Here is a 15,656-nt window from a genome sequence, read left to right as displayed (position 1 = left end):
CTGCTTAGCGGGCGTTTTTTATTGCCAGAACCTAACGCCCCCTACCACCTATGCCTGTATATCGCGCCTGAAAGGCGGCAACGCATCTAATAGCGCCTGGCCATAGCGGCGCGTAATCACCCGCCGATCCAGCAGCGTAATGACTCCCCGATCGCTCTCTTTACGGATTAAACGACCACACGCCTGCACCAGTTTAATCGAAGCATCCGGTACGCTAATACGCATAAACGGGTTACCGCCCTGGCTCTCGATCCATTCGGCAAGCGTTGCCCCAACAGGGTCATCCGGCACCGCAAACGGCAGCCGAGTAATCACCACGTGGGTGAGATAATCCCCCGGCAAATCGATACCCTCGGCAAAGCTCGCCAAGCCAAAAATCACGCTACCCTTACCGCCATCCACCGCGGCCCGGTGGCGCTCAATGAGTTCACGTTTAGGCAACGCGTCTTGCGCCAAAATGCGCTCTTTTGTCGCAGCGGGTAGCGCCTTTTCCACCGCACGCAGCTGAGCACGGGAAGAAAACAGCACCAGTACCGCCTCCTCCTCACCTAGCTGCGACACAAAGCGTACAATGGCGTTCTCATGGGCATCCCGGTCACTAGGGTCGGTCGCTTCAGCAGGCACCCGCAAGACCGCATTGGCGTAATCAAACGGGCTTGGCAGCGCCTGATAACGATAACGGTTAGCTAAACCAGCTCGCTCCTGCAGGCGCTCAAAACGACCAAGCGCCGTGAGCGTTGCCGAAGTGACAACCGCCCCGTGGCAGCGCCCCCATAGGTGCTTGGCAAGCGTGTGCGCTGCAGAAACCGGGCTTGCTGAGAACTCAATCTCTGGTTCGCCCGCCACACGACTGAGCGTTATCCACCGTGCGCTGGGCGGCGCATTGGCGTCATCCTGTTCACTAAACGCTTGCCACAACGCATGAGCCTCCAGGGCGCGGCCATGGAGCAACGCTATTAGAGGCAGCCACGTTTCCGCCTGGTCACGGTCCAGGCCGGTCTGTTTATCCGGATCTAAACTTTCGCGCAGAATATCGCTAATGCTTTCTAGACTTCTCGACAGGGTGGCAAACATGACTAGCAGCTGCTGCGCCTGTTCGCGCAGCGCCTCGGGCACTTGGCCTTTTTCAAAGCGCTGCTGATGGGTCGCCTCTTCATCTGCCAGACCATTTTCACGCCCTGCCAGCTGATGCCCCATGCTAAATACGTCACCCAGCGCAGGCTCCAAGCTATGCAGCAGCTCAGGCAGCCCTGCCAGTAAGCGAGCAATGGTGGGCTGTACCGCCAGCCCCTGATTCAAATCCGTCAAACTACTTTTCAGGGTTTTTAGCCAGCGCAGACAGCCGTGCACTGCAAAGCGGTGGGCGAAATGGGACAGCGCCTTATCCGGCAGGTGGTGACCTTCATCAAAAATAAAGATGCAGTCGGCAGGGTCTGGCAGAATCGCACCACCCCCAAGGGCAAGATCCGCCAGCACAAGGTCGTGGTTAGCAACGATAACATCCGCATTTTCCAACTCTCGACGAGAGCGGAAAAAGGCGCAGGCACCGAAATGGCCACAACGGCGGCCGGTGCACTGGCGATGATCCACCGTCAGCTGCCGCCAGTGTGTATCTTCAATCGATACCGGCCAGGTATCGCGGTCGCCCTCCCAGTCGCCCTTGCCATAGGCTTCGGCCATATCGGTGGCCAGGACGTTGAAGTCGCTGCTATCAGCTTGAAGGGATTGCTCGAACAGCGAAAGCGTTGGGTTGGGCTCACTACCCTCCAGCGCTTGATCCAGCCGCGCCACGCAGACGTAACGGCCGCGACCTTTCGCTAGCGCATAGCGAAAGGCAACACCGCTATGGCTAGCCAGCGACGGCAGGTCTTGATTCAACACTTGCTCTTGAAGGGCAACGGTGGCCGTGGAGACAATGAGCCGTTTGCCTTGTGCCTTGGCTATAGGCAGCCCCGCAATGAGATAAGCCAGCGTCTTGCCCGTGCCGGTACCGGCTTCCAGCACGCAAACGTGGCTATCGCTAACGCGCTTTCCCTCGCTGTCGCACTCGATATCACCTAGGGTGCGGGCGATTTCAGCAATCATTAAGCGCTGCCCGTAGCGTGGTGTCAGCCCTAGCTTTTCCACCACGTTACGGTAGGCTTGCTGAATATCGTTTTTAAGCGCGTTATCGAGCATGCCCGTTACAGCATGCCTTCCGGCGGATGTTCGCAGGGCAGCTTACCGTTAATGTAGCGCTCAATCTCTGGCAGTGAGAAGGCGTCTTCTTCACCAACAAAGCTGATGGAGACCCCTTTGGCGCCCGCGCGGCCAGTACGGCCAATACGGTGGACGTAATCTTCAGGGTCTTCTGGCAGCGTGTAGTTGATAACGTGACTGACGTCTTCAATATGGATACCGCGACCCGCGACATCGGTGGCGACCAGTACCTGAATCTCTCCCTCGCGGAAGCTTTCCAGCGTTTTAATACGCTGGTTTTGAGGCACATCACCGGACAGCATAGCCGCGCTGACACCCGCTTTTTTCAGCAGATCGTCAAGCTTTCGCACCAAATCACGGCGGTTACCGAAGACCATGACGCGCTCAAAGCTCTCCTGCTCCAGTAGCTTCACCAGCAGCCGCTGCTTATCGTCATCTGAGACAAGATAGACGCGCTGGTCGATATCCGCCTGATTCTCGACGGTCACTTCGATCTCGACATGCGCCGGATCAAGCGTCCATTGGCTCGCCAGATTGAGAATATCGTCGGTGAAAGTGGCCGAGAACAGGAACGTTTGGCGCTCCTCTTTTTTCGGCGTGTAGCGAACAATGCGCTTCACGTCGGGGATAAACCCCATGGAGAGCATACGGTCCGCTTCGTCGAGCACCAGCACTTCGGTTTCAGAGAGGTCGATATCACGCTTCTGATGGAAGTCCAGCAGGCGTCCAGGCGTGGCGACCAGGATATCGATCTTCTTGCTCAGGCTATCGCGCTGTTTTTGATAATCCATGCCGCCGACGACACTGGCGACATTAAGCTGAGTAAAGCGCGCAAGCGCCTTGGCGTCTTTCTCGATTTGCAGCGCCAGCTCACGGGTTGGCGCGATGATCAGCGCGCGGGGAGCCCCCGGCTTTTGGCCCTCCGGTGTGGGCTCTTCGAGAAAATAGGCCAACACGGAGATCAAAAAGGCGGCGGTTTTCCCGGTGCCCGTTTGCGCTTTACCGACAATATCGCCACCTAACAGCGTGTGGCGCAGTGCTTCCGCCTGAATGGGCGTGCAGTACTCAAACCCTTGGGCATGAATCGCGCGCATCAAGGGCAGCGGCAGATCAAAGTCATGGAAGCGCCACTTGCCGGCAACGGCGGGCACCTGAAACTGACGAAGATCCCAGTTCGACTGACGACGACGCGGTTTCCGACGACGACGTTTAGGCTTGCGGTTCTGGGCCGATGCTGTGGTCTGTTCCGACTCGCTCATAGGCTGTGTATCTGTCCATTGCTGTGGAGGTTAGGCATCACGAAGTGCGCATTGTACCAGGGGTTGGCGATAAGAGCGCGCCCTGCTGTCGAAGGAGCACGCTTGCCTGTTAGAATGAGGCATACATTAACCCAAGGAGCGCGACATGACGCGTAAGAAAAAGACTCGTTCATTAGCGGATAAAGTGACTATCCGCACTGGTCGCCGCAAAGATTATAAAAAGTGGCGCCATGAGAACCCTGAGCAGGTGACCTCATCGCGCCGCTTTGTGGCTAAAAAGCAGCAGCAGCGCAAACTACAAGCCGTGCGTAAACTAGCGCGCCAGCAAAGTGGCCAACCGATTGCGATTCACCCTGACAAAGGGGGCGACAACTCATCAGGAGACCCTTCGTAATGCGTTTGGTGTCGTTTAATATCAATGGCATTCGGGCACGGCTACATCAGCTTCAAGCGCTGATCGACACTCAACAACCTGATGTCATTGGCTTACAAGAAACCAAAGTGCAGGATAGTGAATTCCCCGTGGCTGACGTAGAAGCCATGGGCTATCACGTCTTCTATTATGGCCAGAAAGGGCATTACGGCGTTGCGTTACTGTGCCGCCAACAGCCGCAGGCGGTGTTTTACGGTTTTCCTGATGATGAAGAGGATGCGCAGCGCCGCATGATTGGCGTCAAGCTTCTCGCCGACGATGGCGAAGCGGTCACTGTGTGGAACGGCTACTTTCCGCAAGGCGAGAGCATTGATCACCCCACCAAGTTTCCGCACAAAGCACGCTTTTATCAACAGCTCGCACACCTGCTTAATACCCAGCATGCTCCTGAAGAGCGGCTGGCGGTCATGGGTGATTTTAATATCTCACCGGAAGACCAGGATATAGGCATTGGCGAAGCCAACCGTAAACGCTGGCTGCGCGATGGCAAAACCAGCTTCCAACCCATTGAGCGTGAGTGGCTGGAAGGCATTAAAGCGTGGGGGCTTAGCGACAGCTACCGGCTGTGCCACCCTAATAACAGCGAGTGGTTCAGTTGGTTTGACTACCGTTCTAAAGGGTTTGATCGAGAGCCAAAGCGCGGCCTGCGTATCGACTACATTCTCGTCTCAAAGCCTTTGGCCGAGTGCGTGACAGGCGCAGGCATCGATTACCCGCTACGCGGTATGGATCGCCCCTCCGACCACGCCCCAACCTGGAGCGACTTTACATTAACGCTCCCTGTTACTCAGTAGTATGTGAAGCAATTAGCAAGAAAATTCAGTAACAAGAAAACAGCCTGCCCCTTGTTTAGCGAAGGGGCTTTTCTTATCAACGAAAATTGGCCAGCCACTCTTCCGCTTGGGTATCCCCAAGATTAGCAGCGGTTGTAAGCGCCGCCTCTGCTTGCTCATTTCTCCCCCACCCATAAGCAAGTTGACCCAGTTGGCGCCAGTCATCGGCTGATTGCGTTACTTCAGCGAGCGCTTGCCAAGCGCCCAAGGCATTATCAATATGTTTCGCCTGCTGCCAGGCCGTCGCTCGCAAGCGCAACGTCTCTTCGTTGCTAGGAAGCTCGCCTGCCTCAAGCGCTGCCTCTAAATGCTCCCCGGCACGGGCGGGGGTCCCGCCTGCCAGATGAAGCTGGATAAGAGTAAGGCGCTCATCTGGGGTCGAGAACTTGCCTAACTGCCATGCCGCCTCCCAGACGGCGGCTGCTACGCCCAACTGGCCTGCCTGCTGGGCAAGCCCGGCTGCCTGACGCCATGCATCGGCTTCGCTCTCAGCGTTTAAGCCCTTCAACAGCCAACTTAGCGCCTGCTCATTCTCTCCTGTGTGCCGTAGCACAACATTCGTGAGCGTTTGTTGTTCAGCGCTGAGATCCCCTTGCTCTAGCAGCGGCACCAGCCACTCTAACGCAGCCTCCCAGCGCTCCTCTTCGGCCAGCATTCGCACCAACAGCCACGCCGTTTCTGCGTAACGCTCATTGCCCGAGGACTCTGACAACCACTGTTCGAACAGAGCAATGGCCTCATCACGCTCTCCGGCTGCACGGCGCAGCGACGCCTCATCGCGCAGCCAGCGGCGTACCTGGCTATCGGGAACGCTCGGGCGTTGGCGAGCGCTGGCCAGTTCATCGGCGGCCGCAAGGTTTTCCCCCTGGTGCACAAGGGCGCTTGCCGCTAACTGGTGATAAAGCGCACTGGCCCACTGGTCGGCCCGGTTACCGCCAGCCAGCCGCTCAGACTGAGAGCGCGCATGGCTAATAATACGGCTTAACACCTCTGGATCTGCCGAACCGCTTGCTTGGCTTGCTAACTGGCTTTGCAACCCGTTCAGGTCTTGAATAATGTCACCGGGCAGCGGCTCATTGGCCACAGCGGTAGCGCTTAAGGCGCTCAGTAACATGATGGCGACCCACCGCTGCATCCTCTTCCCTCGGCCAGCATCGTTCACTAGCCTGTTTGGCGATTTTTCTCTACGAGACATGTCACCGCTACCTTAACTGGAACTCAATACGCTGGGTGGCGCGACGTAGCTGCTGGCTGGGTTCGAACTGCCAACGCGCAATCGCTTCGCGGGCAGCGTCTTCGAAGACCCGACGAGGCTGGGCATTGGTCACCCGAATAGAGCCACCGTCAACACTACCGTTACGCTGAATGACGAACTCCACCTCCACAAACCCCTCCATGCCACGACGCTGAGCACGGGGTGGATACGACGGGTTAACGCGATTCGTCGGCGCCACCTGCCCAACGCTCACCGGTTCATTGGAGGGGGCAGGCTCTGCGGCCGGTGCCGCGTCGCGCTGGGCAGCGGCGGGCTCAGCGGGTGGCGCTACCGTTTCTGCTGGCTCGGGCGAGGGTTCCGGCGCAGGTTCAGGAGCTGGCTGTGGCCGCGGTGTGGGTTCGGGCTGAGCCTCGGTCAGCTCGGGCAGCTCGCTTTCCAACTCGACGGGCTCTACCGGCGCGTCAGGCAGCTCTACCTCGGGTAACGCAATCGTACTGGTGGCCACTGGTGCAGGCGCGGGAGTCGGCATGGGCGGAGGCGCGGGTGCTGCTTGCGCAGGCGCGGGAGGCGGTGCCTCCTGTTCGGGCGCCACCTCCGGCGCTTCCACCATGGTCATGGACATCGTCATAATGGGCTCATCGACTTGCTGTTCAGGTGGTGCCACCAGCAGCGCCAGCATCCAGAAGAGTCCGACGGCCAGGGCAATACCGCCTAGCATCGACAACGCATGACGCATCATGGCGCGCTCCGGCTCGCTGCCACGGCGACCTGCTCGACCCCTGCCTGCTGGAGACGATCCATCACCTCAATCAGCACACCCGTGGTGGACTCTCGATCGGCTTGAATAACCACCGACCCTTCACCACTGAGCATTCCGGCCACCTGCTGGCCAACACGATGTAGATCTACCGGCTGGCCATCTACCCATACCGCTCCTTCCGGCGTGACAGCAATCAGCACCTGAGCATCGGGGCGGGGCGTGGCCGCAGACGCTTCAGGACGGTCAATCTCCACCCCGCTCTCCTTGATAAAGCTGGTCGTGACGATAAAGAAGATCAGCATAATGAACACCACATCCAGCATCGGCGTTAAGTTTACCTCATTGCTGTCGTCGGCAGCCTCTATAGAACGGCGTCTACGCATCACTCTCCTCCAAGGCACGCGCTAAGCGGTCATGCAAACGCTGGTCTTCGCGACGGATAACGTGCTCTAAACGGCTAATAAACAGCATACCCACTACCGCAATGGCCATTCCCGTTAAGGTAGGCAGCGTTGCCCGGGCAACGCCATCAGCCATGGCCCGAGCTTGGTGGGTATCACTCATCGAAAGACTATCAAAAACGGCGATCATACCGGTGACGGTACCCAACAGCCCCAGTAGCGGGCAGAGCACCACCAGCAGTCTGATCCAGGGCAGCGGGCGGCGAAGCTTGGCCACCAAAGCCGCACTCCATACATGGCGTAGCGTACGCGCACTCCAACTGCGGTGGTCGCTACGGGCCGCCCAGCGACGAACCAATTCATGGCGCGCGCGCCGCCAACTGATGCGGTAGTACCACCAGCGCTCAATCGCCATGGCGAACACCACCACCGCCACCAGCGCAAGCACGACTAGCACAGCGCCGCCCGCCTCTAACAGCCGCTCTACTGGCTCTAGCCAAAGGGGTAAGGTCGGCATGCTAGTTCACCGTTTGCCCAGAAAGAGTGGACTGCGCTTCCAGATGGTCGGCCAACGTGGCGCTGGCTTCGCCTTCAATCACCTGGGTAATAAAACGGCTGCGACTGGAGAGCGCCGTTTGAGCAAACAGCAGCGGCACAGCGGTTACCAAGCCCAGCACAGTGGTCACCAGCGCCTGACTGATACCGCCGGCCATTAGCTGCGGGTCGCCGGTACCAAATACCGTAATGGCTTGGAAGGTCACGATCATGCCTGTCACGGTACCCAGTAGCCCCAGCAGAGGTGCAATGGCGGCCAGCAATTTAACGATAGGCTGACCACGCTCAATCTTCGGCAACTCGGCCAGCACCGCCTCATCCAGCCTCGCTTCGAGCGCTTCTGGCGTTTGGTGCTTATCCATCTCTTTAAAGCGTTCTAACACGCGACCAAGCGGATTATCCTTGCTTGGCTGATCTAAGTTTTGGCGCTGGCGGCGCACACGCGCACTCACCGTCAGTAGGTAAATATACTGAGCTAACGCCACCAGCAGCCCGATACCACCGAGCACGACAACGACGTAACCGACGTAGCCCCCTTGCTGAAAGCGCTCCCAGAGCGTGGGCTGTTGCGCCAACGCTTCGAGAACACTGCCTTGCGTGGGGTCAATGGCAAATTCACGGCTCTCGCCCTGATGGTAAGCCGCTAACAGGTCGCTGATTGCTGTTGGCGTGCGCGGCACTTCGGCGAGGCTGCTCTCTTCGTCTTGCCCCTTTCTAAGCAGCGCAGACTCGGTAAAGGCAGCAAAATCACCCAGCCGCACGACGCTATGTGACTCTATGTCGCCGCTTGCATCCGCCACCGGCAGCTCGAGACGCTCGGCACGACCGGTATTCACAGTGAGCGTTGCCAGGCTATCTACCACGGCCTCAATTTGTGAGCGCTCCAGAACGTCGACATCATTAAGGCGCGGCGGCAGCGCATCTGCCTCTAGCGTTAGCCAGCTATCGCCGCCTAGCTCATTGCGAATTTCTTCACTATGACGGGCAAGATCTGCTAGCAATGAGGTTAACGCTTCTCCCTGCTCCTCTTGCCGCTGAGCAAGCGCTTGGGCCTGCTCGCTTTGCTCATCCTGCTGCGCTTCAAGGGCTGCCTGCTCTTCTTCAGCCGCCTCATGGGCAGCGCGTGCTTCCTCCAAGGCGGCTTCCAGGCCATCTTGATCTTCTAAGAATGACTGCAGCCGCTCCTGATCACGCGCTTGGGCAGCCTCTCGGGCCTCCCTTAGCGACCCGAGTTCGTCGCTTTGAGCCATGGCAGCGCTGCTCGTTAATGCGCCGACCAGTAACGTTAGGCAAAGCCATGCTTTTGGGCGAGAGAATAGACTCATGGCTGGCCCCCTTGGTCATTGGCAGTAATAGAAAGTGGTAGTTGCAGAAGCTCCGGCGTGCGCTGATCATTAGCGATGCGCAGGCCGTTGCGTACCTGACGGCGAGCGGGTTCGTCTAACGCCAGCCATTCACCGCTCTCTTCATCCCATACGCCACCTTCGCGACCATCGGGCGTCAGGTAGTAAAAGCCAATACGGCCAATGCGCAGGTACTCCACCTCTCTTGGCGACGCCCCCTCCATCACCAACCGGCCTCGCCAACTATCCACTTCACGGCCATAGGCCAGCTCAGCGCGCCAGGCTTCGAGCAAGCTGGCAATGCGTTCAGCGCTGCCTGCCTCGGGATTACCGGCGGATTCCACCCGGGCGAGGCGTTCATCGGTTAAGAAAGGTAGATCTGACTCGATCCAACGGGCTAGCTGCTCGGCCATGTCCTGCTCAATCATGGGCAGCGCATCACGGGTATCGCTTAACGTATCAAGCGCTTGGCTTAATCGCTGCAGGCGCTCGGCTTCGCTAGCCAGGCGGCTACTGAGCGTTGCGTTAGTAGTTTCTATCTGGCGGGTTTCCCGCTCTAGGCGGCGCAACTCTTCAATGGCGGAACGCGTAGCTTCATCCGCGCTGTTAATTTGCTGCTGCAGTTCAGACTGGGTTTGCTGGGCCTCGACACTTTGGGCCGCCTGATCCATTGTCTCATCACTTGCCATCAGCGTACCGCTGGCCAGCACTCCTGCTAGCCAACACCCACGCAAGGCAAAGAAAGGCCTTTTCAGCACGTTATGTCTCCGTCACTGCTTAACGCGCCCTCACGAACGGCGCGCTAAAACTCATTAGGTATAAGAACGATTTGCGTTTAACGCGTGCAGTGCATAGCGTAACACTAATAGAATAAATGACAATATTTATCATTAACATCCACCAACAGTCTGGCGGGAGTTGCGCGCATAAAAAACGGGAGCCATAAGCTCCCGTAGAGAACGTAACGACAGCAGTGCTTAAAACGCCCAGTCGTCGTCTTCTGTGGCGACCGCTTTACCAATGACATAGGAAGAGCCAGACCCTGAGAAGAAGTCGTGGTTCTCATCCGCGCTGGGTGACAGTGCGGCCATGATCGTCGGGTCAACGTCCGTCACGCTGCTGGGGAACAGCGGCTCAAAGCCCAAGTTCATCAGGGCTTTGTTGGCGTTGTAGTGAAGGAATTTCTTCACATCTTCCGACAGACCCACTTCATCATACAGCGACTCGGTGTAGCGAACTTCGTTGTCGTAAAGCTCCAGCAGCAGCTCGTAAGCGTAATCTTTGACTTCCTGCTGTCGCTCGGGCGTCTCTTCTGCCAGCGCCTGCTGGAATTTGTAGCCCACGTAGTAACCATGCACCGCTTCATCGCGAATGATCAAACGAATCAGGTCGGCCGTGTTGGTCAGCTTGGCATGACTGGACCAGTACATGGGCAAGTAGAAGCCGGAGTAGAACAGGAACGACTCCAGGAAAACGCTCGCCACCTTGCGCATCAGCGGGTCGTCGGAGCGGTAGCGCTTCAGGATGAGCTCCGACTTCATCTGTAGCGTCGGATTTTCCTCACTCCAGCGGAACGCGTCGTCTACATCACGCGTTGCACACAGCGTCGAGAAAATCGAGCTGTAGGAGCGCGCATGCACAGATTCCATAAAGGCGATATTGGTGTATACCGCTTCTTCATGAGGAGTGCGGGCATCTTCCATCAGCACAGGCGCACCCACGCTGCTTTGAATGGTGTCCAGCAGCGTCAGACCCGTAAATACGCGGATAGTAAGCTGCTTCTCTTGCTGCGTCAGCGTGTTCCACGACTGAATATCATTAGAGAGCGGCACTTTTTCCGGCAACCAGAAGTTACTGGTCAGGCGGTTCCATACCTCAAGGTCTTTATCGTCTTGAAGGCGGTTCCAGTTAATCGCATTCACTCGCGACAAACGTTGCATCATCGTCATCAGAGTTCTCTCACAAACATCTTCTTAAAAGCGTATCCGAGGTTACAGCGTACAGGAGACGCAACCCTCTACCTCGGTGCCTTCAAGCGCACTTTGGCGTAAGCGAATGTAGTAAAGCGTCTTGATACCTTTACGCCATGCGTAAATTTGCGCCTTGTTGATATCCCGCGTGGTGGCCGTGTCCGGGAAGAACAGTGTCAACGAAAGGCCTTGGTCAACGTGCTTGGACGCCTCCGCGTAGGTATCGATAATTTTTTCAGGACCGATTTCGTAAGCATCCTGGAAGTAATCGAAATTCGCTTCGTTCAAGAATGGCGCTGGGTAGTAAACGCGACCCAGCTTGCCCTCTTTACGGATCTCGATCTTCGCCGCCACCGGGTGAATGCTGGAGGTGGAGTGGTTGATGTACGAGATAGAACCAGTCGGCGGTACCGCTTGAAGGTTACGGTTGTATAGGCCGTGCGCCATCACCGAGGCTTTCAGCGCTTGCCAATCGTCTTGCGTGGGCAATGCAATACCGCTGCGCTCGAAAAGCTGACGGACTTTCTCGGTACGCGGCAGCCACGCCTGGTCGGTGTACTTATCGAAGAACGTACCCGATGCATAGGTAGAGTCTGCGAACCCGGCAAAGGTCTCACCGTGTTCGATGGCCAACTGGTTCGACGCACGAATGGCATGGAACGCAACGCAGTAGAAGTACAGGTTCGTGAAGTCCAACCCTTCTTCTGAGCCGTAATAAATATGCTCGCGAGCCAGGAAGCCATGCAGGTTCATCTGGCCAAGACCGATGGCGCGCGATTTGGCATTACCCTCGGCGATGGAGGGAACGCTGCGCAGATTACTCATTTCAGACACGGCGGTCAGACCGCGAATGGCGATCTCGACGCTGGTGCCGATATCACCGGAATCCATCACCTTGGCGATGTTCATCGAGCCGAGGTTACAAGAGATATCTTGCCCTACCTGACGGTAGCCCAAGTCGTCGTCGTACTCGGTCGGCGTGTTGACCTGCAGAATCTCGGAGCACAGGTTACTCATGTTGATACGGCCTGCAATCGGGTTGGCGCGGTTGACCGTATCTTCGAACATGATATACGGGTAGCCAGACTCGAACTGCAGCTCGGCCAGGGTTTGGAAGAAGGCGCGAGCATTGATCTTGTGCTTGCGAATACGCGCGTCGGCCACCATTTCATGGTACTTCTCGGTCACACTGATATCGCCAAACGGCACGCCGTAGACGCGCTCGACATCGTAGGGCGAGAAGAGGTACATGTCGTCGTTGCGCTTGGCCAGCTCGAACGTGATATCGGGAATGGTCACGCCCAGCGACAGCGTTTTGATGCGGATTTTTTCGTCCGCGTTTTCACGCTTGGTGTCCAAAAAGCGCAGAATGTCCGGGTGGTGGGCGTTGAGATAGACCGCTCCGGCACCTTGACGCGCACCTAGCTGATTGGCGTAGGAGAACGCGTCTTCCAGCAGTTTCATGATCGGAATGATGCCCGACGACTGGTTCTCGATACGCTTGATCGGCGCGCCGGATTCGCGAATGTTGCTGAGCAGGAAGGCCACGCCGCCGCCACGCTTGGAGAGCTGCAGCGCGGAGTTGATGGAACGCCCGATGGACTCCATATTGTCTTCGATACGCAGCAAGAAGCAAGAGACCAGCTCGCCTCGCTGGCGCTTACCACAGTTTAGGAAGGTGGGCGTCGCAGGCTGGAAACGGCCGCTGATGATCTCGTCGACTAGCGACTTGGCCAACGCTTCATCGCCACGCGCTAGCGTGAGCGCCACCATGCAAACCCGGTCTTCATACCGCTCGAGATAACGTTTGCCGTCGAAGGTTTTGAGCGTGTAGCTGGTGTAGTACTTGAACGCACCCAAGAAGCTCGGGAAGCGGAATTTGTACGCATACGCCTGCTCGAACAGCGCTTTGACAAACGTAAAGCTGTACTGCGCCAGCACGTCGGCTTCGTAGTACTGCTCTTCCACTAGGTAGTCCAACTTCTCTTCCAAGGAGTGGAAGAACACGGTGTTCTGATTGACGTGCTGCAAGAAGTACTGGCGCGCCGCTTCGCGGTCTTTATCCAACTGCAGTTCGCCGTTGGCACCGTACAGGTTCAACATCGCATTCAGCGCATGGTAATCCAGCGTGCGCGCCTCGGTGGCTCCCGCAGCAGGGCGTTGATCTGCCGAGTTTTTTGCAGCTACGTTCTTAGAGACTGAGCTTGACGTTTCCAAAACTCTTCTACTCCTTTGCGGACCTTGGCGACATCGTCATCGGTACCAAACAATTCAAAACGATAAAGCAGCGGCACTTGGCACTTTTGGGCAATGATTCGCCCCGCCAAAGCGTATGCGTCACCAAAATTAGTATTACCAGCAGCAATGACACCTCGTAAGAGGTGTCGGTTGTGCTCGTCATTTAAAAACCGAATAACCTGCTTTGGCACAGCCCCATTGGCCGAGCCACCTCCGTAGGTGGGGGTAACCAATATGTAGGGCTGCTCAATGCGTAGCGTCGGGGCTTCACGATGTAACGGCAGCCGCTGTGCACTTAAACCAAGCTTTTCAATAAAGCGATGGGTGTTGCCTGACTTGGTGGAAAAATAGACCAGCGTACCTGCCTGCTCGGCTTCCACGTCAGCAGCGTGCATGGGTGACGATTACGCCAACGCTTGGATGCGGTCCGGACGGAAGCCCGACCAGTGCTCTTCACCGACGACCACGACAGGCAGCTGGCGGTAACCCAGCGCTTCGACTTCTGCTTGAGCACCCGTTTCGGCGGTAATGTCGATGACGGTGTACTCAAGGCCTTGCTTATCCAGCGCGCGATAGGTGGCAGTACACTGTACACAGGCAGGCTTGCTATAAATTTGGATTTCCATGGCTATTTCCCCTTTTCATAGCGGCAATTTTCAGGTAGTGCGCAGTGCTTGCTCTACCCCTCTAAAAGTCACCACGCATACTATATATAGACTAAGAGAAAATCAATTTCAGCATATATGGTATTTTTTCATCCACAGGTTATGGACAGCTCATGCCCAGCGCTATACCCAGACACAAAAAAACCGCTCCCTGATAGGGAGCGGTTTTCCAGCGGTGTCAGTAGCTGACACCGCCCTCACAGGGCGTGAGTATTAGGCGATGGCGGCTTGGTAACGGCGCTCGACATCTTCCCAGTTCACCACGTTGAAGAAAGCATCCACGTAGTCTGGACGCTTGTTCTGGAACTTCAGGTAGTAAGCGTGCTCCCAAACATCCAGACCGAGTACGGGCGTGTTGCCGTGCATCAACGGGCTATCTTGGTTGAGGGTATTTTCGACGACCAGCTTTTTCTCAGGCGTGACGGACAACCACGCCCAGCCGCTGCCGAAACGGCCCAGCGCGGCTTTTTTGAAGGCGTCTTTGAATGCATCAAAACCGCCCAGCTCTGCGTCGATGGCTTTAGCCACGTCGCCATGCGGCTGTCCGCCACCGTTGGGTGACATCATTTGCCAAAACATGGAGTGATTAGCGTGGCCGCCACCGTTGTTGATAACGGCTTGACGCTTCTCTTCGGGTACGCGATCCAAGTTCGCCACCAGCTCTTCCACCGGAACGTCTTCTAGACCGGTGCCTTCCAGCGCACCGTTCAGGTTGGTGACGTAGGTGTTGTGGTGGCGAGAGTGGTGAATTTCCATCGTCATCGCGTCGATGTTCGGCTCGAGAGCATCGTAAGCGTACGGCAGTTCAGGAAGGGTATGTGCCATGCTATCTTCTCCTTGAGTGGCTTCTGTTGCGTTCACTACATTAGGTGTGGTCTTACTCCACCCTTTTCAACCACCGCCCCGGCAATTTTTTACCATCGGCGGCAAATCTTTGTCCCAGCACCTTAGTCAACTATTGTCAGTTTATCGAACCCGCCCGCAATAAAAAAGCCGACTTCTGGCGAAGTCGGCTTTTGACAGGCAGCAAGTTCAATGACTTACAGCTTGCTTTCCAGCTCTGGCAGAATCTCGAACAGATCCCCCACTAGGCCATAGTCGGCGACCTGAAAGATCGGAGCTTCGTCGTCTTTGTTGATGGCGACGATCACCTTGGAGTCTTTCATGCCCGCCAAGTGCTGAATCGCACCTGAAATACCCACCGCAATATAAAGCTCAGGCGCGACGATCTTACCGGTCTGGCCCACCTGCATGTCGTTAGGAACAAAGCCCGCATCGACCGCCGCACGCGAAGCGCCAATGGCCGCGCCCAGCTTGTCGGCAATGCCGTCCAGCAGCTTGAAGTTCTCGCCGTTACCCATGCCACGGCCACCGGAGATGACGACCTTGGCACCGCCGAGTTCCGGGCGGTCGCTCTGGGCCAGCTCTTCTTTGACAAAGCTGGATTGGCTGTTGTCAGCGGCGAACGCTACCGCTTCCACGGCTGCGCTGCCGCCCTGGCCCACCGCATCGAACGCGGTGGTGCGCACGGTAATGACTTTCAGCGCGTCGTCACTTTTGACCGTGGCGATGGCGTTACCGGCATAAATCGGGCGCAGGAAAGTATCGGCGCTTTCGACGCCAATCACATCCGACAGCTGGCTGACATCTTTCAGGGCCGCCAAGCGTGGCAGGACGTTTTTACCGGTGGTGGAGGCGCTGGCCAGTACGTGGGTGTAATCACCTGCCAGCTCTACCAGCAGCGCACCCATGGGCTCGGCCAGCTGATGGGCGTAGACGGCGTT

The 15,656-nt window shown here is 57.1% G+C and carries 16 protein-coding genes; 2 read left to right on the top strand and 14 right to left on the bottom strand.

The window, feature by feature from the left end; all coding sequences use genetic code 11:
* Positions 1-48: 48 nt before the first annotated feature.
* Both dinG and rhlB read right to left on the bottom strand, forming a co-directional pair.
* Entirely contained in the window at positions 49-2,178 is a 2,130-nt protein-coding gene (gene dinG, locus NH344_RS03520) for an ATP-dependent DNA helicase DinG (RefSeq protein ID WP_058577661.1), read from the bottom strand.
* Positions 2,179-2,183: 5 nt separating this feature from the next.
* Positions 2,184-3,458, bottom strand: coding sequence for an ATP-dependent RNA helicase RhlB (gene rhlB / locus NH344_RS03515; protein ID WP_044628385.1), 1,275 nt, complete (start codon positions 3,456-3,458; stop codon positions 2,184-2,186).
* Positions 3,459-3,603: 145 nt separating this feature from the next.
* On the opposite strand from rhlB, the gene NH344_RS03510 reads away from it, so the two are divergent.
* Together NH344_RS03510 and xthA are read left to right on the top strand one after the other, a co-directional pair.
* Positions 3,604-3,852 carry a hypothetical protein gene (locus NH344_RS03510; protein WP_044628386.1) on the top strand — a complete coding sequence of 83 codons (249 nt, stop codon included), beginning with the start codon at positions 3,604-3,606 and terminating at the stop codon, positions 3,850-3,852.
* A complete protein-coding gene (gene xthA / locus NH344_RS03505) occupies positions 3,852-4,685 on the top strand; it encodes an exodeoxyribonuclease III (protein ID WP_062375132.1) in 834 nt (277 codons plus the stop codon). Before NH344_RS03510 ends, xthA begins: the two co-directional genes overlap by 1 nt.
* Before the next feature lie 76 nt (positions 4,686-4,761).
* On the opposite strand, the gene NH344_RS03500 is transcribed toward xthA, so the two are convergent.
* The 12 genes from NH344_RS03500 to NH344_RS03445 form a co-directional block, all read right to left on the bottom strand.
* Complete coding sequence (locus tag NH344_RS03500; RefSeq protein WP_137094114.1) at positions 4,762-5,859, bottom strand: hypothetical protein; 1,098 nt, start codon at positions 5,857-5,859, stop codon at positions 4,762-4,764.
* A 67-nt stretch (positions 5,860-5,926) separates the two neighbouring features.
* Complete coding sequence (locus NH344_RS03495; RefSeq protein WP_253027546.1) at positions 5,927-6,679, bottom strand: energy transducer TonB; 753 nt, start codon at positions 6,677-6,679, stop codon at positions 5,927-5,929.
* Positions 6,676-7,083: a biopolymer transporter ExbD gene (locus NH344_RS03490; protein WP_044628390.1), complete on the bottom strand. Its 408-nt coding sequence runs from the start codon at positions 7,081-7,083 to the stop codon at positions 6,676-6,678. Before NH344_RS03490 ends, NH344_RS03495 begins: the two co-directional genes overlap by 4 nt.
* Entirely contained in the window at positions 7,076-7,618 is a 543-nt protein-coding gene (locus tag NH344_RS03485; protein ID WP_172416261.1) for a MotA/TolQ/ExbB proton channel family protein, read from the bottom strand. The genes NH344_RS03490 and NH344_RS03485 overlap by 8 nt, the downstream gene beginning before the upstream one ends.
* Before the next feature lies 1 nt (position 7,619).
* The gene (locus NH344_RS03480; RefSeq protein ID WP_172416262.1) at positions 7,620-8,981 is read right to left on the bottom strand and encodes a MotA/TolQ/ExbB proton channel family protein; all 1,362 of its coding nucleotides are present in this window, start codon (positions 8,979-8,981) and stop codon (positions 7,620-7,622) included.
* Positions 8,978-9,757 (bottom strand): DUF3450 domain-containing protein, encoded by a 780-nt coding sequence (locus tag NH344_RS03475; protein ID WP_253027545.1) that lies wholly within the window; start codon positions 9,755-9,757, stop codon positions 8,978-8,980. The genes NH344_RS03480 and NH344_RS03475 overlap by 4 nt, the downstream gene beginning before the upstream one ends.
* Before the next feature lie 219 nt (positions 9,758-9,976).
* Entirely contained in the window at positions 9,977-10,948 is a 972-nt protein-coding gene (gene nrdF / locus NH344_RS03470; protein WP_044630793.1) for a class 1b ribonucleoside-diphosphate reductase subunit beta, read from the bottom strand.
* A gap of 42 nt (positions 10,949-10,990) precedes the next feature.
* Positions 10,991-13,096: a class 1b ribonucleoside-diphosphate reductase subunit alpha gene (gene nrdE, locus NH344_RS03465; RefSeq protein WP_089674578.1), complete on the bottom strand. Its 2,106-nt coding sequence runs from the start codon at positions 13,094-13,096 to the stop codon at positions 10,991-10,993.
* Positions 13,097-13,152: 56 nt separating this feature from the next.
* Entirely contained in the window at positions 13,153-13,602 is a 450-nt protein-coding gene (nrdI, locus tag NH344_RS03460; RefSeq protein WP_044630794.1) for a class Ib ribonucleoside-diphosphate reductase assembly flavoprotein NrdI, read from the bottom strand.
* A gap of 9 nt (positions 13,603-13,611) precedes the next feature.
* On the bottom strand, positions 13,612-13,833 hold the full coding sequence (gene nrdH, locus NH344_RS03455; protein ID WP_044630795.1) for a glutaredoxin-like protein NrdH: 222 nt from the start codon (positions 13,831-13,833) through the stop codon (positions 13,612-13,614).
* 252 nt (positions 13,834-14,085) lie between these two features.
* Positions 14,086-14,697 carry a superoxide dismutase gene (locus NH344_RS03450; RefSeq protein ID WP_044630796.1) on the bottom strand — a complete coding sequence of 204 codons (612 nt, stop codon included), beginning with the start codon at positions 14,695-14,697 and terminating at the stop codon, positions 14,086-14,088.
* Between the two features lie 215 nt (positions 14,698-14,912).
* The coding region (locus tag NH344_RS03445; RefSeq protein ID WP_253027544.1) for an FAD-binding protein at positions 14,913-15,656 on the bottom strand (744 nt) is incomplete at its 5' end.

It is taken from the genome of Halomonas sp. Ps84H-12, assembly GCF_024124725.1.
GTDB lineage: Bacteria > Pseudomonadota > Gammaproteobacteria > Pseudomonadales > Halomonadaceae > Vreelandella > Vreelandella aquamarina.
This window is presented reverse-complemented; position numbering and strand designations above follow the sequence as displayed.